This is a genomic window from Mycolicibacterium fallax (genome assembly GCF_010726955.1).
Classification (GTDB): domain Bacteria; phylum Actinomycetota; class Actinomycetes; order Mycobacteriales; family Mycobacteriaceae; genus Mycobacterium; species Mycobacterium fallax.
Map to the genome: position 1 here is coordinate 3757330 of NZ_AP022603.1, position 18924 is coordinate 3776253.

An 18924-nucleotide genomic window follows, 5' to 3' on the forward strand; every position below is an offset into this window, starting at 1 on the left:
CACCGCGGCCGTCACAGATCGGGCAGCGGCAGATCCAGGTTCGGGAACGTCAGCCCGCCGTCGACCTCGAGCACCTTTCCGGTCAGGTAGGACCCGGCCGGGGACGCCAGGTACACCGCGGCCGCGGCGACATCCTCGGGATCGCCCAGGCGACGCAGCGGGGTGGCCCGTTCCATCGGGGTGCGCAGCGCCTCGTTCTCGGCGACGACGTCGAGCGCCGAGGTCAGCATGGACCCCGGGGCGATGGCGTTGACCCGGATCCGCGGGGCCAGGTCCAGGGCGGCCAGCTTGGTGTAGTGCGCCAGGGCGGCCTTGGCGGTGCCGTAGGCGGCGAAGCCGCGCCCGGCCAGCCGGCCCATCGTCGAGGTGATGTTGATGATCGACCCGCCGCCGGAATGCTCCAGCATCACCGGGACCGCGGCCGCGGTCAGCGCGTGCGCGGTCGCGACGTTGAAGGTGAACGCGTCCCGCATGCTCTTGGCCGTGGTGCTCAGCAGCGGTCCCGGCATGGTGCCGCCGACGTTGTTGACCACGATGTCGAGCCGGCCGAAGGTTTCCAGCGCGGCGGTGGCCAATTCGGCGGTGGCCTCCGGGTGGGCGAGGTCGGCGACCACGACGTGCGCGCGGCGGCCCAGGCCGTGCACGACCTCGGCGACGGCACCGAGCTCGGCGCGGGTGCGGGAGGCGATCAGCACGTCGGCGCCGGCCTCGGCGAAGGCGGTCGCGATGGCGGCGCCGAGCCCGCGACCGGCGCCGGTGACCACCGCCACCCGGTCGTCGAGACGAAATCTGTCCAGAATCATGGCGCGACGCTATCGCGAACCCGGCGGGACCGGAACGGATTGGGCGGGCGCACCGCGGCGGCCGCCGGCGATCTACTCTCGATGGGCCCAACCAGGACGACGGGCCCAACCAGGACGACGGGCCCAACCAGGACGACGGGCCCAACCAGAACTCGGACGACGGGAGCAACGCGGTGGCCGACGGCCAGGACGGTGAGCGGGCGGTCGCGGTCGCGGCCGGCGTCGACTACGGCCTCGCGCCCGATTCGGAGCTGGAGCTGTTGATCCGGTCGGAGAACACCACCTTCTGCCACACCGACGCCGGCTCCGGTCTGCGCTCGATCCTGCGGGTGCACCGGCGGGGCTATCACCGCCTCGATCAGATCGAGTCCGAGCTGGACTGGCTGGCGGCGCTGCACAACGAGACCGAAATCGTCGCTCCGGTGGTACTTCCCGCGCGCGACGGGCGGCGGGTGGTGACCGTGCCCGTCGACGGGGTCGCGCGGCACGTCGTCCGGTTTGCCGTGATCGCCGGCGCGCACCCCGACGACACCGCGCTGACCGCAAGCGATTTCGCCGAGCTGGGCCGGATCACCGCGCAACTGCACCGGCATTCGCTGGGCTGGCGCCGGCCGGCCGGGTTCGACCGGTTCCGCTGGGATTGGGAGCACAGCCTCGGGTCGCGGCCGCGCTGGGGCCGCTGGCAGGACTCGGCGGGCGTCGGCCCCGATGAGCGGCGCACCCTCGCGGCCGCCGCCGCCCTGCTGGCCCGGCGGCTGGCCGAGTACGGCCAGGGCCCGGACCGGTTCGGGTTGGTGCACGCCGACCTGCGGGCGGCCAACCTGATGGTGGACGGCGCCCGGACCGCCGTCATCGATTTCGACGACTGCGGATTCGGTTGGCTGTTCTACGATTTCGCGACCGCGGTGTCCTTCGTCGAGCACGACCCACGGCTGCCGCAGTGGCAGGACGCCTGGCTGTCGGGCTATCGCGGCCTGCGGGACTGCCGGGCCGCCGACGAGGACATGCTGGCCTCGTTCGTGCTGCTGCGCCGGCTGCTGCTGCTGGCCTGGATGGGCACCCGCGGTCACTCGGTGGAGTCGCGGACCAGGCTGGTCAGCTACGCGGTCGGCAGTTGCGAGCTCGCCGAGGCATACCTGTCCTCGGCGAGTCGTACGGTGTGCTGAACCGGCTCAGCCGCGGGTCAGGATCGCGCGCAGCGCGGCGAGCACGGAGGCGTCCTCGATGGTGGAGGGCATCGGCTCGTCACGCCCGGCGGCGATGCCGCGCAACGTCTTTCGCAGGATCTTGCCGGACCGCGTCTTGGGCAGCGCGGGCACCACGTCGACCAGCCGGAACGCGGCGACCGCGCCGATCTCGTCGCGCACCATCTTGACCAGGTCCGTCACCAGGTCCTCGTCGTCGGCTCCGGCCTTGAGCACCACCAGGCCGCGGGCGGCCTGGCCCTTGATCGCGTCGGGCACCCCGATCACCGCGCATTCGGCGACGCTGGGGTGGGTGGCCAGCACCTCCTCGATGGCGCCGGTGGACAGCCGGTGCCCGGCGACGTTGATCACGTCGTCGGTGCGGCCCATCACGAACAGGTAGCCGTCCTCGTCGATCCGGCCGCCGTCGCCGGTCAGGTAGTAGCCGGGATGCTCGGACAGGTACGACGACACGTAGCGGTCGTCGGCGTCCCAGAGCGTGGCCAGGGTGCCCGGGGGCATCGGCAGCTTGATGCAGATCGCGCCCTCCCGGCCGGGTTCACTCTCGGTGCCGTCTTCGGTCAGGATCTGGACGTCATAGCCGGGCATCGGCTTGGTCGGCGAACCGGGCTTGACCGGAAACTCCTGCAGGCCCATCGGATTGGCCGCGATGGCCCAGCCGGTCTCGGTCTGCCACCAGTGGTCGATGACGGGGATCTGCAGGTGCTCGACCGCCCAGTGGTAGGTGTCGGGGTCCAGCCGCTCGCCGGCGACGAACAGGTTGCGCAGGCTGGACAGGTCCCAGCCGGCCAGGTGGTTGGCGTCGGGATCCTCCTTGCGGATCACCCGCAGCGCGGTGGGCGCGGTGAACAGCGCGTTGATCGAGTAGTCGTTGATCATCCGCCAGAACGCGCCCGGGTCCGGGGTGCCGACCGGCTTGCCCTCGTAGAGCACCGTGGTGGCGCCGGCCAGCAGCGGGCCGTAGACGATGTAGGAGTGCCCGACCACCCAGCCGACGTCGGAGGCGGCCCAGAACACGTCGCCGGGGGAGATGTCGTAGATGTGCCGCATGGTCCACTGCAGCGCCACCGCGTGCCCGCCGTTGTCCCGCACGATGCCCTTGGGCTTGCCGGTGGTGCCCGAGGTGTAGAGCACGTACAGCGGATCGGTGGCGGCCACCGGCACCGGATCGACCGGGCTGGCCTCGGCCATCATCTCCGCCCAGTCCACGTCGCGGCCCCGGGCGATGTCGCGGTGGTAGCCGTTGCGCTGCACCACCACGCAGTGCATCGGCGGGTGGGTGGCCAGCCCGATGGCATCCTCGATCATCGGCAGGTACTCGATGACCCGGCTCGGCTCGATGCCGCAGGACGCGGTGATGATCAGCTTGGGGCGCACGTCGTCGATGCGGACCGCCAGCTCGTTCGGGGCGAAGCCGCCGAAGACCACCGAGTGCACCGCGCCGAGTCGGGCGCAGGCCAGCATCGAGATGACCGCCTCGGGGATCATCGGCATGTAGATGACCACCCGGTCGCCGCGTTCCACCCCCAGCGCGCGCAGCGCGCCGGCGCAGCGCGCGGTCTCCTCGAGCAGTTCGGCGTAGCTGTAGGTGCGCCGGATCCCGGTCACCGGCGAGTCGTAGATCAGCGCGGCCTGCTCGCCGCGGCCGGCCTCGACGTGCCGGTCCAGCGCGTTGGCGCAGGTGTTCAGCTCCCCGTCCGGAAACCAGCGGTAGAACGGCGGCCGGCTGTCATCGAGGATGCGCTGCGGTTTGCGAGTCCAGTCCACCGCGGTGGCGGCCTCGGCCCAGAACGCCGACGAGTCGGCGAGGCTGGCGGTGAACACGTCCTGATATGCGCCCATGCGGGAAACTTAACAGGATCGGGCAAGCCGGATCAGAGCTTGGCGATGACCCGTTCGGCGAACCGCTCCAGGTTGTCGATCTTGTTCTGCAGCGGCTCCGGATCCGGCCCCTTGATGTAGGGCAGCCGGAAGCCGACGATGACGTCGGTGACGCCCTTGTCTTCCAGCCGTTTGATGCCGTCGGGGGTGTAGGCGTCCATCGAGATGACATGGATCTCGAAGTCGCCGGTGCGGCCGGCCTCGGCGCGGTAGCGCGCCAGGGTCGTGAGCATGGTGTCGAGTTCCTCGCCGTCACCGCCGCCGTGCATCCAGCCGTCGTTGCGGGCGGCGCGGCGCAGCGCGGCGTCGGCGTGCCCGCCGATCAGGATCGGGATCGGGGCGCTGGGCGCCGGGCTCATCTTGGTCTTGGCGATGTCATAGAACTCGCCGTGGTACTCGAAGTAGTCGCCGCTGGTCAGCCCGCGGATGACGTCGATGCACTCGTCCATCCGCTTGCCGCGGCGGGCGTAGGACACTCCCATCAGGTCGTAGTCCTCGGGCCAGGGGCTGGTGCCCACGCCGAGGCCGAGCCGATTGCCGAACATGGCGGCCAGCGAGCCGGCCTGCTTGGCGACCAGGGCGGGCGGGCGGATCGGCAGCTTGAGCACGAAGAAGTTCAGCCGCAGCGTGGTGGTGACCGCGGAGATCGCCGAGGCCAGCACGAACGCCTCGATCATTTCCTTGCCGTCGAGGAATTCCCGGTTGCCGTCGGGGGTGTAGGGGTACTTGGCGTCGGACTCGAACGGGTAGGCGACGCTGTCGGCGATCGTCATGCCGTGATAGCCGGCGGCCTCGGCGGCGCGGGCCAGCGGCAGGTAGTAGGAGGGCTCGGTCATGGACTCGGCGAAGGTGAATCGCATGAGCCGATGCTAGAACACGTTCTAGTTTCCTGTCCCGGGCATGGCCAGACCGGCCGGCAGATACGGCGGGGCGCCGGCCCCGGTGATCATGAAGGTGCCCTGCGCGGTCCGCTCGGTCAGCCGGGCGTCGACGGTGTGCGCGCCGATCGTCAGCCGCGCCGGCCCGGCCCGGTCGATCCCGGCGGTCTGGAAAACGCTGCCCTGCCAATGGAACCGGCCATCGACCGGGTGCAGGTTGCCGGTCAGCCGGATCCGGGTAGCGATCTCCCGGTCGGCGACGGTCAGCACCGCGGGACCGTCGTACACCTCGTCCTCGATGTTCTCCGAACCCGACAGGTAGAACAGCCGGGCCAGCCCGCCGGGGTACCAGCGCCGCGCCGGCACCCGGGAGCGGGCCTCGATCCGGCCGACCCCGGTGCGCGCGACGAGCTCCAGGCAGCGGGCCACCGCCCGGGTTTGGCCCGCGACATCGGGGCCCGCGATGCTGAACCAGTTCGGGCGCCCGTGCACGGCGATCAACGGGTCGCCCGAGGGCCGGGTGTCGACCACCAGCGGCGCGGTGACCCCGGTGTCCGTCGCGATCCAGCGGTCGGCGTCGAACCGCGGCCGGGGGTCCCCGGAGATGACTGCTGCCGGCTCGGGCAGCCCGGGCAGCGGCCCCGCGCCGATCAGCAGGTAGCTCACAGGAACCCGGCCCCGCGCCACATCCGCCGGCTGAGCCGGCCCATCAGGCCGACCTCGGTGAAGAACTCGGTCAGCGGTTCGGCCGAATCCCGGCAGGACCGCAGGAAGTTCGGGTTGCTGCGGGCGACCCGGCGGGCCTGCCGGGGATCGAGCCCGGCGCGGGCGTAGATCGCCGGGTGGGTGAGCAGGAACCGGTAGAACGGGCCGCCGACCCCATGCAGGTTGGCCACCACGACCCGCCGGTACCACGGCATGGCCGGGGCGGTCTTGCGCAGATCGTCGCGGGCGAACTGAATGTGCCGGGCCTCCTCGGTGACATGAATGCGCATCAGCCGCAACACGAACGGCTGCACCTCGGCGCCCTCCAGGATCTGCCGCTGCAGCGCGTCGAAGATCTCCTCGCCGACCAGCGCGGCGCCCCACAGGATCGGGCCGCGGAACAGCAGCGGCAGCAGGTTGATGATCATCCGCTGGTAGAGCCGCGGCCGGATCGGAATGCCGCCGACGTGATCGATGGCCTTGCCGAACATCACCATGTGCCGGGTCTCGTCGCCGAGCTCGGTGAGCTTGTAGTGCGAGCTGGCGGCGGTGGGATTGCGGTGCATCAGATCGCGCAGCAGCGCCTGGTTGAGGATGTTCTCGAACCAGATGCCGGCCGACAGCACGTTCACCAGCTCCTGGCGCGACTGCTCGATCTGCTGCGCGCGGGACAGCGAATCCCACAGCTCGGTGCCGTAGATGCTGATCAGCTCCGGCGGCAGGAAGAACATGTCCGGCTCGATCGGGGCGTCCCAGTCGATGTCGACGACGGGGGCGTAGGACTTGCGCACCGAACCCTTGAGCAGGCGATTGGCAAGTTCCTCGCGAGACCGGCCGCCCTGGGCGGGGCGATCGTCGGTCCGGGTCGGTACCGCGGTGACGGAGCGTGTCATTGCCGAACGTCCTTCTCTTCCAGCGTCTTACAGTCCTAGACTCAAACGTAAAGCCGGCCCCGACAGTTGTCAATACCGGCGGTACCGGGTATTTCCAAATCGTGATCCGCCCGGCCCCGGACTACCGTGTCGGGATGCGCAAGATCCACGTCATCGGCATCGGCGCCGGGGATCCGGACCACGTCACCGCGGCGGCCGTCGCCGCCCTCAACGAGACCGACGTGTTCTTCGTGATGGACAAGGGCCAGACCAAGTCCGACCTGGTCGAGCTGCGCCGACGGATCTGTCAACGGTTCATCGACGACCCCGGCTACCGGTTCGTCGAACTGCCCGACCCGCCGCGGGCCGCGGCCGAGGACGGTCCCGGCTACCGGCAGGCCGTCGCCGACTGGCACGACGCCCGCGCCCGGATCTGGGCCGCGGCGATGGCCGCCGAGCTCGGCCCCGACGGCGTCGGCGCCTTCCTGGCCTGGGGGGACCCGTCGCTGTACGACAGCACGCTGCGGATCCTGGCGCGCGTCGGCGCGCACCTGGACTTCGACTACGACGTCATTCCCGGCATCACCGCGATCCAGGCGCTGACCGCTCGGCACCGGATCCCGCTCAACGACGTCGGCGAGCCGGTGCAGATCACCACCGGCCGCAAACTGCGTGAGCACGGGCTGACCGGCGACGCCGTCGTGATGCTCGACGGCGAATGCTCGTTTCTGGGCTGCGCACCGTCGACCCGGATCTGGTGGGGCGCCTACCTGGGCACCGACGACGAACTGCTGGCCGCCGGCACCGTCGGGGCCGACGGGGAGCGGATCGCCGAGCTGCGCGCGGCCGCCCGGGCCCGGCACGGCTGGATCATGGACATCTACCTGCTGCGGCCCTGAGCCGGGCACACTGGGGTCATGCCGGAACTCCCGGAGGTACAGGCGCTGGCCGTGCACCTGCGCGAGCATGCCCTGGGCCGCGAGATCGGGCGGATCGACGTCGCCGCGCTGTCGGCGCTCAAGACCTTCGACCCGCCACCGACCGCGCTGCACGGCCGGCCGGTGACCGGCGCGACCCGGTGGGGCAAGCATCTGGGACTGCAGGTCGGTGAGCTGCATTTGATCACCCACCTGTCCCGGGCCGGCTGGCTGCGCTGGTCGGACCGGCTGGCGGCCGCCCCGCCGCGGCCCGGCAAGGGGCCGATCGCGCTGCGCGTGCACCTCGGTACCCCGGGCGAGGCACCCGGATTCGACCTCACCGAGGCCGGCACCCAGAAGCGGCTGGCGGTCTGGCTGACCGCCGACCCGACCGCGGTGCCCGGCATCGCCGCGCTGGGACCCGATGCGCTGGGCCTGTCGGCCGATGACCTGGCCGCGGCGCTGGCCGGTAACACCGGCCGGATCAAGACGGTGCTCACCGATCAGCAGGTGATCGCCGGAATCGGCAACGCCTACAGCGACGAGATCCTGCACGTGGCCCGGCTGTCACCGTTCGCCACCGCGGGCCGGCTCTCGGATTCGCAGCTCGCCGCGCTGCACGACGCGCTGCACACCGTGCTCACCGACGCCGTCGGCCGGCTGGTCGGGCAACGCGCGGCGATGCTGAAGGGGGAGAAGCGCTCCGGGTTGCGGGTACACGCCCGGACCGGCCTGCCGTGCCCGGTCTGCGCCGACACCATCCGCGAGGTGTCCTTCGCCGAGCGGTCCTTTCAGTACTGCCCGGGCTGCCAGACCGGCGGCAAGGTGCTCGCCGACCGCCGGATGAGCCGGTTGCTGAAATAGCCGGCGCTACGCTGCTGGGATGCGCAAGAGGATCCTGATCACCGGTGCCAGCTCCGGCCTGGGCGCCGGCATGGCCCGTGCCTTCGCCGCCCAGGGCCGCGATCTGGCGCTGTGTGCCCGCCGGGTCGGGCGGCTGGAGGAGCTGCGCGACGAGCTGACCGCGGCGCACCCCGGCTGCACGGTGGCGATCGCCGAGCTCGACGTCAACGACCACGCCGCGGTGCCGACGGTGTTCGCCGACCTGGCCACCGAACTCGGCGGCCTGGACCGGGTGATCGTCAACGCCGGGCTGGGCAAGGGCGCGGCGCTGGGCACCGGCAGGCTCGATGTCAACATCGCCACCGTCGAGACGAATCTCGTTGCCGCCCTGGTACAGATCGAGTCGGCGCTGGAGATTTTCCGGGCCGCCGGCGACGGCCACCTGGTGTTGGTCTCCTCGGTGCTGGGCAACCGCGGGGTGCCCGGGGTGCGCGCGGCCTACGCGGCCAGCAAGGCCGGGGTCTCCTCGCTGGGTGAGTCGCTGCGCGCCGAGTTCGCCGGCGGCCCGATCGCCGTGACGGTGCTCGAGCCCGGCTACATCGAATCGGAGATGACCGGGCGGGCCGGCGGGTCAAAGATGATGGTGGACAACGCAACCGGTGTCGCCGCGATGGTCGCCGCGATCGAGCGTGAGCGCGGCCGGGCGATCGTTCCGTCCTGGCCGTGGACGCCGGTGGTCGCCGCGATGAAGCTGGCGCCGACCCGGCTGGTCAAGTACTTCGCCTGAGTCAGTGCGCGCGGCCGCGGGCCGAGCGGTACTGGCGTACCAGTGCGTCGGTGGAACTGTCGGACTGGGCGGCCGGGGACTGCGCGTCGGCGATCACCGGCAGCAGCGCGATCGCCTGGGTCTTGCCGAGCTCCACTCCCCACTGGTCGAACGAATCGATGCCCCAGATCACGCCCGCGGTGAACACCTGATGCTCATACAGTGCGATCAGCTGGCCCAGCGCCGACGGGGTCAGCCGGGTCGACAGGATCGACGTCGACGGGCGGTTGCCCGGCATCACCTTGTGTGCAACGAGTTCGGCGGCGGTGCCCTCGGCGGCGATCTGCTCGGCGGTCTTGCCGAACGCCAGCACCTGGGTCTGCGCGAAGTAGTTGCTCATCAGCAGATCGTGCATCGAGCCGTCGCCGTCGGCGGTCGGCAGGTCATCGACCGGCTGGGCGAACCCGATGAAGTCCGCCGGAACCAACCGGGTGCCCTGGTGCAGCAGCTGGTAGAACGCGTGCTGGCCGTTGGTGCCCGGCTCGCCCCAGAAGATCTCGCCGGTGTCGACGGTGACCGCCGAGCCGTCCGTGCGCACCGACTTGCCGTTGGACTCCATCGTCAGCTGCTGCAGGTAGGCCGCGAACCGGGCCAGGTCATCGGAGTACGGCAGCACCGCCCGGGACTGCGCGCCAAAGAAGTTCGCGTACCAGACCCCGATCAACCCGAGCAGTGCCGGCGCGTTGGCCTCCAGCGGCGCGGTGCGGAAGTGCTCGTCGACCAGATGGAATCCGGACAGGAAATCGGCGAACGCCTCGCGCCCGATCACCGCCATCACCGACAGCCCGATCGCCGAATCCACCGAGTACCGGCCGCCCACCCAGTCCCAGAAGCCGAACATGTTGGCGGTGTCGATGCCGAACTCGGACACCAGCTTTGCGTTGGTGGAGACCGCGACGAAATGCTTGCCCACCGCGTCGTCGCCGAGCGCGGCGGTGAGCCAGCGCCGCGCCGCCGTCGCATTCGTCAGCGTCTCCAGGGTGGAGAACGTCTTTGATGCGACGATGAAAAGTGTTGTGGCCGGGTCTAATCCATCGAGCGTCGCGACCAGCTCGGCCGGGTCGACATTGGACACGAAGCGCGCCGAGATGCCGGCGTCGGCGTAGTGCCGCAGCGCCCGGTACACCATCGCCGGCCCCAGATCCGAGCCGCCGATGCCGATGTTGACCACCGTGCTGATCCGCTTGCCGGTGGCACCGGTCCAGGCCCCGGTCCGCAGCCGATCGGTGAAATCGCCCATCGCGTCGAGCGTCGCGTGCACGTCGGCGACCACGTCGTGGCCGTCGACCGCCAACTGCGCGCCGCGCGGCAACCGCAGCGCGGTGTGCAGCACCGAACGGTCCTCGGAGGTGTTGATCCGCTCCCCGGCGAACATCGCGTCCCGGTGGGCCTCCAGACCCGCGGTGCGGGCCAGCTCGCACAGCAGGGTCAGCGTCTGGCGGGTGACCCGGTGCTTGCTGTAGTCGACATAAAGGTCACCGACGGTGAGCACCAGCTCGCGGCCGCGCTCCGGATCGTCCGCGAACAGCTCCCGCAGGTGGGTGTTGCCGACCGCGCGGTGGTGTGCGGCCAGCGCGGCCCAGGCCGCGGTGCTGGCGATGTCGGGGACGGCTGGCGGTTCGGCGGTCATGTTTTCAAACCCTAGTGCGAATGGCGCTGCGCTGCAGTCAATGATGGAGGGCATGGATATCGCGAAGCTGCTGTCGGGCGTCCCCACCGGACTGTGGATCGGCGGCGAGGAACGCGCCGGGTCGTCGACCTTCGAGGTGCACAACCCGGCCACCGACGCGGTCATCACCGCCGTCGCCGACGCTTCGGCCGCCGACGGCATCGCCGCACTCGACGCCGCCGAGGCCGTCGCCGCGGACTGGGCCGCCACCCCGGCGCGGGCGCGCAGCGAGATCCTGCGTTCGGTGTTCGAGACCATCATCGCCCGCACCGAGGACCTCGCCGCGCTGATGACGCTGGAGATGGGCAAGGTTCTCGACGAGAGCCGAGGCGAGGTCCGCTACGGCGCCGAGTTCTTCCGCTGGTTCGCCGAAGAAGCCGTGCGCATCGGCGGGCATTACGGTCAGAGCCCGGCCGGGACCGGACGGATCCTGGTCACCAGGGCGCCGGTGGGGCAGTGCTACGCGATCACCCCGTGGAACTTCCCGCTGGCGATGGGCACCCGCAAGATCGGCCCGGCGCTGGCCGCCGGCGCCACCATGATCGTCAAGCCCGCCCAGGAAACCCCGCTGACGATGCTGCTGCTGGCCCGGTTGATGGACGACGCCGGCCTGCCCAAGGGCGTGCTGTCGGTGCTGCCGACCAGTCGGTCCGGCGAGCTCACCGCCGCCCTGATCGACGACGGTCGGCTGCGCAAGCTGACCTTTACCGGATCCACCGGCGTCGGCAAGACGCTGATCCGTCAGGCCGCCGACAAGGTGCTGCGGACCTCGATGGAGCTCGGTGGCAACGCGCCGTTCCTGGTGTTCGACGACGCCGACGTCGATGCCGCGGTCGAGGGCGCGGTGCTGGCCAAGATGCGCAACGGGGGAGAGGCGTGCACCGCGGCCAACCGGTTCTACGTCGCCAACTCGGTGCGGGCGGAGTTCACCGAGAAGCTGGTGGCCCGGATGAGCGCGTTCACCCTCGGCAACGGCCTGGACGAGGGCACCCGGCTGGGGCCGCTGATCAACGCCCGGCAGGTCGGCGTCGTGGTCGACCTGGTCTCCGACGCGGTGGCCCGCGGGGCGAAGGTCGCGGTCGGTGGGGTGGCGCCCGGCGGGCCCGGCAGCTTCTACCCGGCCACCGTGCTCGCCGATGCGCCCGCCGACGCCCGGATCTTCCGCGAGGAGGTGTTCGGGCCGGTCGCGCCGATCACCGGGTTCGACGACGAGGCCGAGGCCGTCGCCGCCGCCAACGGCACCGAATACGGGCTGGCGGCCTACATCTTCACCCGGTCACTGGACCGCGCGCTGCGCGTCGCCGAGGCGCTGCAGGCCGGGATGGTCGGGGTGAACCGCGGGGTGATCTCCGACCCCGCCGCCCCGTTCGGCGGCATCAAGGAATCCGGCTTCGGCCGCGAAGGCGGCAGCGAGGGCATCGAGGAGTACCTGGACACCAAGTACATCGGGCTCACCAGCTGAGCCGGCCCCTTGCGGGCTTCGCCCTTCAGTGGCCGAGCCGGCGGTGCTGTTGGGTCGGCGCGGCCCCTTGCGGGCTTCGCCCTTCAGTGGCCGAGCCGACGGTGCTGTTGGGTCGGCCCGGCCCCTTGCGGGCTTCGCCCTTCAGTGGCCGAGCCGGCCGCGGCCCATCCTGAGCAGGAGCATCGCGAGATCCTTGCCCTCGGGACCGAGGTCGCTGTAGCGATCGATGACCACCATCTCGCGGCTGTGCACCAGCTTGGTGCCGCCGGAGGCCATCCGCAGCTGACCAATCTGCTGAGAAACCTCCTTGCGGCGTTTGACCGCAGCCAGGATCTCCGCGTCGAGCCGATCGATCTCGACGCGCAGGTCGTCGATGTCGGCCTTGGTTTCGGCAGTCATTCCCTGATTCTCCTTGAGTTAGGTTCTGGTCGAATCCGGTCCAGGCCCCACCAAAGAAACAAGCCCCGGAACGCGGATGCGGACCCGGGGCGGCAAGCAGCTAGACCACGGGGACCGCGATGCGGTACCCGTAAAAAAATCGATGCTGCGAACAATGCACGCACCGAGTGTGCCACCGGGGCGGCCCTTGGCGCAAAGCCTGCACAATTGTCCGCTGTGGGCGCCGCGAAGTGGATTATCCATCTGGCGGCGCCCACAGCGGACAATTGTGCAGGCCGACGCCGGGCACACCCCCGGATCGGCCCGGTTCTCGTGCCCCGGTCGGGCTGTCGGGCCGCAGCGGTAGGTTTGAACCCGCTATGACCGGTGATCTTTCCCTGCTGCCCAATGCCAGCCCGCACGGCGACGCCGACGATCTGCTGGCCGGCCTGAACTCCCAACAGCGCCGCGCGGTGCTGCATGAGGGCGCGCCGCTGCTCATCGTGGCCGGCGCCGGATCGGGCAAGACGGCGGTGCTGACCAGGCGCATCGCCTATCTGCTGGCCGCCCGCGACGTCGGCGCCGGGCAGATCCTGGCGATCACCTTCACCAACAAGGCCGCCGCCGAGATGCGCGAGCGGGTCGCCGAACTGGTCGGCCCGCAGGCGCGCAGCATGTGGGTGTCGACGTTCCACTCCACCTGCGTGCGGATCCTGCGCAACCAGGCTTCGCTGCTGTCCGGGTTGAACTCGAACTTCTCCATCTACGACGCCGACGACTCGCGCCGCCTGCTCGGCATGATCGCCCGCGACATGGGTCTGGACGTCAAGAAGCATTCGCCGCGGCTGCTGTCCAATGCCATCTCGAATCTGAAGAACGAACTCATCGACCCCGACCGGGCGCTGGCCGACCTCACCGATGAGTCCGATGACCTGACCCGGCTGGTGGCCTCGGTCTACGCCGAATACCAGCGGCGGCTGCGGGCGGCCAATGCGCTGGACTTCGATGACCTGATCTCCGAGACGGTCGGCATCCTGCAGAACTTCCCGAACATCGCCCAGTACTACCGGCGCCGATTCCGGCACATCCTGGTCGACGAGTACCAGGACACCAACCACGCGCAGTATGTGCTGGTCCGCGAGCTGGTCGGGCACAACATTGCCGCCGACGACCCGGTGCCGCCGGCGCAGCTGTGCGTGGTCGGCGACGCCGATCAGTCGATCTACGCCTTCCGCGGCGCCACCATCCGCAACATCGAGGATTTCGAGCGCGACTACCCCGACGCCGCCACCATCCTGCTGGAGCAGAACTACCGGTCCACCCAGAACATTCTGACCGCGGCGAACGCGGTGATCGCCTACAACGCCGGCCGCCGGGAGAAGCGGCTGTGGACCGACTCCGGCGCCGGCGAGCTGCTGGTCGGCTACGTCGCGGAGAACGAGCACGACGAGGCCCGGTTCGTCGCCGGGGAGATCGACGCGCTGGTCGACGGCGGGGACATCACCTACAACGACGTCGCGGTGTTCTACCGGACCAACAATTCCTCGCGCGCGCTGGAGGAGGTGTTCATCCGGTCCGGGATCCCCTACAAGGTGGTCGGCGGGGTGCGCTTCTACGAGCGCAAGGAGATTCGGGACATCGTCGCCTACCTGCGGGTGCTGGACAATCCCGGCGACGCGGTGAGCATGCGCCGGATCCTCAACACCCCGCGCCGCGGCATCGGCGATCGCGCCGAGGCTTGCGTGGCGGTGCATGCGGAGAACACCGGGGTCGGGTTCAACGACGCGCTGCGCGACGCTGCGGAAGGCAAGGTTCCGCTGCTCAACACGCGTTCGGAGAAGGCCATCGCGACGTTCATGGCGATGCTCGACGAGCTGCGCGGTGGGCTCGGCGAGGAACTCGGCGATCTGGTCGAGTCGGTGCTGGAGCGCACCGGTTACCGCCGCGAACTGGAGTCCAGCAACGATCCGCAGGAGCTGGCCCGGCTGGACAACCTCAACGAACTCGTCTCCGTCGCACACGAATTCAGCACCGACCGGGCCAACGCGGCGGCGTTGCGGGCGGAGCAGGGGCTGGCCGAGGCCGACGAGGATGTGCCCGACGCCGGGGTGCTCGCCGAGTTCCTGGAACGGGTGTCGCTGGTGGCCGACTCCGACGAAATCCCCGAGGAGGGCGACGGCGTCGTCACCCTGATGACCCTGCACACCGCCAAGGGCCTGGAGTTCCCGGCGGTCTTCGTGACCGGCTGGGAGGACGGCATGTTCCCGCACATGCGCGCGCTGGGGGACCCGCGCGAGCTCTCGGAGGAGCGCCGGCTGGCCTACGTCGGCATCACCCGGGCGCGACAACGGCTGTACCTGAGCCGGGCGAAGGTCCGCTCGTCGTGGGGGCAGCCGATGCTCAACCCGGAGTCCCGGTTCCTGCGCGAGATCCCGCAGGAACTGATGGACTGGCGCCGCACCGACACCGACGAGTCCGCCGGCCGCGGCTGGGGCCGCAGCGCCCCGGTCGGGCGCGGCGGCGGCTTCGGATCGGCGCGGCCGGCACCCGGCCGGGCCGGCGGCGCGCCGCGCAACCGGGCCGTCGTGACCCTGTCACCCGGGGACCGGGTGACGCACGACAAGTACGGGCTGGGCCGGGTGGAGGAGGTCTCCGGGGTCGGCGAATCGGCGATGTCGCTGATCGACTTCGGTTCGGCGGGGCGGGTCAAACTGATGCACAACCACGCCCCGATCACCAAGCTATAGCGCGCAGTGCCGCCGGGTCGGGGCGACCAGGGCCAGCACCAGGGTGGCGATCGGCAGCATCAGTTGCATCGCCGTGACCACGTGGCTGCCGGCGGAGCTGACCAACCCGTAATCCCCGACGAGTTCGTTGGCCATCGCGATGGTGGCGACCAGCGAGACGATGCTGAACACGATGGTGCCCCCGGCACCCACGGCGACCAGGGCCGGACCCTTGCGCTTGCGCTTGAGCGTGAAGACGCCGCCGGTGATCAGCAGCGCGCCCAGGGCGAGGTTGGCCAACCCGACGATCAGCATCGTGGCGGTGAACCAGCCCGGAAAGATGTCGACGCCGTAAATTGTCGAGGAGGTCAGTGCGCCGCCGAGCAGGGCTCCGAAGGCGCCCCAGAGGCAGGTCGCGCTGGTCAGGAACGCCAGGATCGCGGCGATGACGGCGGTGGTGTTGTTCGTGCCCGCCACCGGGTAGCCCGGCGCACCGTAGGGCGCGGCACCGTAGGGCGTGGCACCCGGCTGGGCGTACGGCGCGCCGTACCCCGACTGCGGTGCGCCATAACCCGCTCCGTAGCCGGGCTGTGGTGCGCCATAACCCTGCTGGTACGGCTGCTGCTGGTAGGGGTTGCCCGGCGGGGGATACGGATTCACCCGAGCAGCCTAACCCGTGCTTTGGGCCCTCGGCGACGGGGAAGTCCAGCGCCGGGTCGACGGCAGCAGCGCGAGGATCAGGGTGGCCAGCGGCAGCAGCGGCATCGCGTAAACGATCCCGGCCAGCCGCGCCCCGGCGATGAAGACGCCGCAGAACGTCAGCAGTGCCACCACCGCGCCGGCGGTCAGCAGATACGGGCCCCAGGCGCGTCGGCGCAGCGTGAGCAGCACCCCGGCGATGCTGGCGGCGCCGAGCACCAGGGCGAGGAATCCGATCGCCAGGCAGAACAGCCGGTCGGTGGCCCACCAGCCGGTGACCAGGTTCGTCGAGACCACCGCGGCGGCCCAGCCGCCCAGGATCGCGGTCACCACGGCGGCCTGCGCGGTCAGCGAGCCGGGTTCCGGCTGTGCCGGGGCGACGGCAATGATGCCGGTGGGTGCATCGATGCCGGTGGGTGGGGTATTGGCGACCGGGATGGCGCCGGTCGGGAACCGCCGGATGATGCCGCTGCGGCCGGTATCGGCGGTAGTACCGGTTTCGGCGGTAGTGACGGGATCCGGCCCGGCAAGCGGTTGCCGGCGCAGAATGCGGGTCTGCTCGCCGTCGTCCGGCGCAGGATGACGGCCGACGGGGCCGGTCATCGGTCAGCCGACGTAGGAACCGACGCTGACTCCGCGGGCGGCGAGCCACGGCACCGGGTCGATGCGGCTGCCGCCGCCCGGCATGACCTCGAAGTGGCAGTGCGGCCCGGTGGAGTTGCCCCGGTTGCCGACGGTGGCGATCTGGTCGCCGGCCATCACCTGCTGGCCAATGCTGACCACCCAGGTGTTGATGTGGCCGTACAGCGTGACGGTGCCGTCGCTGTGCCGGATCTTGACCAGGGCGCCGTACCCGGCGGCCGGGCCTGCCTCGATCACCACACCGTCGGACACCGCATAGATCGGGGTGCCGATCGGGGCGGCGATGTCGATGCCGCCGTGCAGCGCGCCCCAGCGGTAGCCGTAGCCGGAGGTGAAAATTCCCTGGGTGGGCTGGACAAACAGCGGGCGGGCCAGCCGGGCCTCACGCTCGGCGCGCTCCTGGGCGAACGCCGCGCCCTTGGCGAGCTCCTCGTTGTGGCCGGTGACGTTCAGCGCCGGGGTCATCGCGACCAGCTGCATGCCCTTGGAGGTGCCGGTGATGGTGGCGCCCTCGGAGTGGCTGGCGGGGTCGGCGGCGACGACGGTGTTGGTCACCTCGGAGGCCTGACGCGGGGTCAGCGCGGTGTAGGCCGCGGCCGCGGCGGCACCGGCGGCCATCGCCGCGACCAGCACCCGGCCCTTGACCGGACCGGTCTCGACCTTGCGGTGCTGGCCGAGGCGAGGCATGACCTCGGTGATCTCATCGGCGGTCTCGAACCGCTCCGGCAGATCGCTGCGGCGCTCCAAACGGATCGCGACGAGGTTGTCGGTATCGGCCAGATCGTCGAGCTCGGGGGCGTCCAGAACAACGGCGCCGGCGTCGAAGGCGCAGTGGCGAAAGTCCAGGTCAGCGAGGGCGCCGAACTCGTTGAACGGGGTGATGTCGGTGACTTCGGCGGGGCCGGGGCGACGGCTGCTGGGGCGACGCGAATCCTGCGGCGCTCCGGACGACGGAGCTCCTGAAGACCTTTGCTGCGGCAACCTAAAACTCCACGTGTCGTGACCAAAGCGTTATGTAGACCAGGGAACGGTAGCTAAACCTCCTCAATGCTGGCAAGCCGGCCGAGATTTCGCGCCCCTTTGTGAGGGGTATCACCGTCATCTGTCGGTGAGGTTTACCACAACCGCCGGTGCAGTGTGAATGCGGCGACCGGCGGGTCGATATGGTTTACCCGGGCGACGCTCGCCATGGGTGCATCCGGCCATTGGAAACAGCTGCGCCGCCGACCAAGCCGAACAGACAGTGAGTTCACATGGATCTTTTCGAGTATCAGGCGAAGGAACTGTTCGCCAAACACAACGTACCGACGACGCCCGGCCGGGTCACCGAGTCGGCCGACGACGCCAAGGCCATCGCCGAGGAGATCGGCAAGCCGGTCATGATCAAGGCGCAGGTCAAGGTCGGTGGCCGCGGTAAGGCCGGCGGCGTGAAGTACGCCGCCACCCCCGACGACGCGCTGACCCATGCCACCAACATCCTGGGCCTGGACATCAAGGGGCACGTCGTGAAGCGGCTGCTGGTCGCCGAGGCCAGCGACATCGCCGAGGAGTACTACATCTCCTTCCTGCTCGATCGCGCCAACCGCACCTACCTGGCCATGTGCTCGGTCGAGGGCGGCATGGAGATCGAAGAGGTCGCCGCGACCAAGCCGGACCGGCTGGCCAAGGTGGCCGTCGACCCGATCGCCGGTGTGGACGTCGCGTTCGCGCGCTCGATCGCCGAGCAGGGCCACCTGCCGGCCGAGGTGCTCGACGCCGCCGCGGTCACCATCGCCAAGCTGTGGGACGTCTTCGTCGCCGAGGACGCCACACTGGTGGAGGTCAACCCGCTGGTCCGCACGCCCGACGACCAGATCCTGGCGCTGGACGGCAAGGTCACCCTCGACGAGAACGCCAGCTTCCGGCACGCCGACCACGAGGCGTTCGTGGACCGCGATGCCACCGACCCGCTGGAGCTCAAGGCCAAGGAGAACGACCTCAACTACGTCAAGCTCGACGGGCAGGTCGGCATCATCGGTAACGGTGCCGGTCTGGTGATGTCGACGCTCGACGTCGTCGCCTACGCCGGGGAGAACCACGGTGGGGTCAAGCCCGCCAACTTCCTGGACATCGGCGGCGGTGCGTCGGCCGAGGTGATGGCCGCCGGCCTGGACGTGATCCTGGGCGACAGCCAGGTCAAGAGCGTGTTCGTCAACGTCTTCGGTGGCATCACCTCCTGTGACGCGGTGGCCAATGGCATCGTCAAGGCGCTGGAGATCCTCGGTGACGAGGCGAACAAGCCGCTGGTGGTGCGCCTGGACGGCAACAACGTCGAGGCCGGCCGCAAGATCCTGGCCGACGCCAACCATCCGCTGGTCATTCAGGCCGAGACCATGGACGCCGGGGCCGACAAGGCCGCCGAGCTGGCCAACAAGTAAG

17 protein-coding genes are annotated in these 18924 nt (G+C 70.2%); 7 read left to right on the forward strand and 10 right to left on the reverse strand.

The window, feature by feature from the left end:
* Window positions 1–11 precede the first annotated feature (11 nt).
* Complete coding sequence (locus G6N10_RS18050; protein WP_085098959.1) at window positions 12–803, reverse strand: SDR family oxidoreductase; 792 nt, start codon at window positions 801–803, stop codon at window positions 12–14.
* Window positions 804–976: 173 nt separating this feature from the next.
* On the opposite strand from G6N10_RS18050, the gene G6N10_RS18055 reads away from it, so the two are divergent.
* Complete coding sequence (locus G6N10_RS18055) at window positions 977–1969, forward strand: phosphotransferase enzyme family protein (RefSeq protein ID WP_085098962.1); 993 nt, start codon at window positions 977–979, stop codon at window positions 1967–1969.
* A 6-nt stretch (window positions 1970–1975) separates the two neighbouring features.
* On the opposite strand, the gene G6N10_RS18060 is transcribed toward G6N10_RS18055, so the two are convergent.
* From G6N10_RS18060 to G6N10_RS18075, 4 genes are read right to left on the reverse strand one after another with little or no spacing between them, the layout of a single operon-like run.
* Entirely contained in the window at window positions 1976–3850 is a 1875-nt protein-coding gene (locus tag G6N10_RS18060) for a propionyl-CoA synthetase (RefSeq protein WP_085098965.1), read from the reverse strand.
* A 32-nt stretch (window positions 3851–3882) separates the two neighbouring features.
* A complete protein-coding gene (locus tag G6N10_RS18065) occupies window positions 3883–4749 on the reverse strand; it encodes a TIGR03619 family F420-dependent LLM class oxidoreductase (RefSeq protein ID WP_085098968.1) in 867 nt (288 codons plus the stop codon).
* 21 nt (window positions 4750–4770) lie between these two features.
* Entirely contained in the window at window positions 4771–5433 is a 663-nt protein-coding gene (locus tag G6N10_RS18070; protein WP_085098971.1) for a DUF4873 domain-containing protein, read from the reverse strand.
* On the reverse strand, window positions 5430–6365 hold the full coding sequence (locus tag G6N10_RS18075) for an AurF N-oxygenase family protein (protein WP_085098974.1): 936 nt from the start codon (window positions 6363–6365) through the stop codon (window positions 5430–5432). Before G6N10_RS18075 ends, G6N10_RS18070 begins: the two co-directional genes overlap by 4 nt.
* A gap of 134 nt (window positions 6366–6499) precedes the next feature.
* On the opposite strand from G6N10_RS18075, the gene cobF reads away from it, so the two are divergent.
* The 3 genes from cobF to G6N10_RS18090 are packed head-to-tail and all read left to right on the forward strand — an operon-like array spanning window position 6500 to window position 8891.
* Window positions 6500–7243: a precorrin-6A synthase (deacetylating) gene (gene cobF / locus G6N10_RS18080; RefSeq protein WP_085099154.1), complete on the forward strand. Its 744-nt coding sequence runs from the start codon at window positions 6500–6502 to the stop codon at window positions 7241–7243.
* Between the two features lie 18 nt (window positions 7244–7261).
* A complete protein-coding gene (locus G6N10_RS18085; protein ID WP_085098977.1) occupies window positions 7262–8125 on the forward strand; it encodes a DNA-formamidopyrimidine glycosylase family protein in 864 nt (287 codons plus the stop codon).
* Window positions 8126–8144: 19 nt separating this feature from the next.
* Entirely contained in the window at window positions 8145–8891 is a 747-nt protein-coding gene (locus G6N10_RS18090; RefSeq protein WP_085098980.1) for an SDR family oxidoreductase, read from the forward strand.
* Between the two features lies 1 nt (window position 8892).
* On the opposite strand, the gene pgi is transcribed toward G6N10_RS18090, so the two are convergent.
* Window positions 8893–10560: a glucose-6-phosphate isomerase gene (gene pgi, locus G6N10_RS18095; protein ID WP_085098983.1), complete on the reverse strand. Its 1668-nt coding sequence runs from the start codon at window positions 10558–10560 to the stop codon at window positions 8893–8895.
* Between the two features lie 52 nt (window positions 10561–10612).
* Between pgi and G6N10_RS18100 the strand changes: the two genes are divergently transcribed.
* Complete coding sequence (locus tag G6N10_RS18100; RefSeq protein WP_085098986.1) at window positions 10613–12061, forward strand: NAD-dependent succinate-semialdehyde dehydrogenase; 1449 nt, start codon at window positions 10613–10615, stop codon at window positions 12059–12061.
* Between the two features lie 141 nt (window positions 12062–12202).
* On the opposite strand, the gene G6N10_RS18105 is transcribed toward G6N10_RS18100, so the two are convergent.
* The gene (locus G6N10_RS18105; RefSeq protein WP_085098988.1) at window positions 12203–12460 is read right to left on the reverse strand and encodes a chorismate mutase; all 258 of its coding nucleotides are present in this window, start codon (window positions 12458–12460) and stop codon (window positions 12203–12205) included.
* Window positions 12461–12819: 359 nt separating this feature from the next.
* Between G6N10_RS18105 and G6N10_RS18110 the strand changes: the two genes are divergently transcribed.
* Window positions 12820–15186 carry a UvrD-helicase domain-containing protein gene (locus G6N10_RS18110; protein WP_085098991.1) on the forward strand — a complete coding sequence of 789 codons (2367 nt, stop codon included), beginning with the start codon at window positions 12820–12822 and terminating at the stop codon, window positions 15184–15186.
* Here G6N10_RS18110 and G6N10_RS20775 read toward each other — a convergent pair.
* From G6N10_RS20775 to G6N10_RS18125, 3 genes are read right to left on the reverse strand one after another with little or no spacing between them, the layout of a single operon-like run.
* On the reverse strand, window positions 15181–15825 hold the full coding sequence (locus tag G6N10_RS20775; RefSeq protein ID WP_133055175.1) for a sulfur globule family protein: 645 nt from the start codon (window positions 15823–15825) through the stop codon (window positions 15181–15183). The genes G6N10_RS18110 and G6N10_RS20775 overlap by 6 nt on opposite strands.
* Window positions 15826–15834: 9 nt before the next feature.
* Complete coding sequence (locus G6N10_RS18120; protein ID WP_179962853.1) at window positions 15835–16467, reverse strand: hypothetical protein; 633 nt, start codon at window positions 16465–16467, stop codon at window positions 15835–15837.
* Between the two features lie 3 nt (window positions 16468–16470).
* Entirely contained in the window at window positions 16471–17487 is a 1017-nt protein-coding gene (locus tag G6N10_RS18125; RefSeq protein ID WP_085098996.1) for a M23 family metallopeptidase, read from the reverse strand.
* 272 nt (window positions 17488–17759) lie between these two features.
* Between G6N10_RS18125 and sucC the strand changes: the two genes are divergently transcribed.
* Window positions 17760–18923 (forward strand): ADP-forming succinate--CoA ligase subunit beta, encoded by a 1164-nt coding sequence (gene sucC / locus G6N10_RS18130; RefSeq protein ID WP_085098999.1) that lies wholly within the window; start codon window positions 17760–17762, stop codon window positions 18921–18923.
* Window position 18924: the final 1 nt, after the last annotated feature.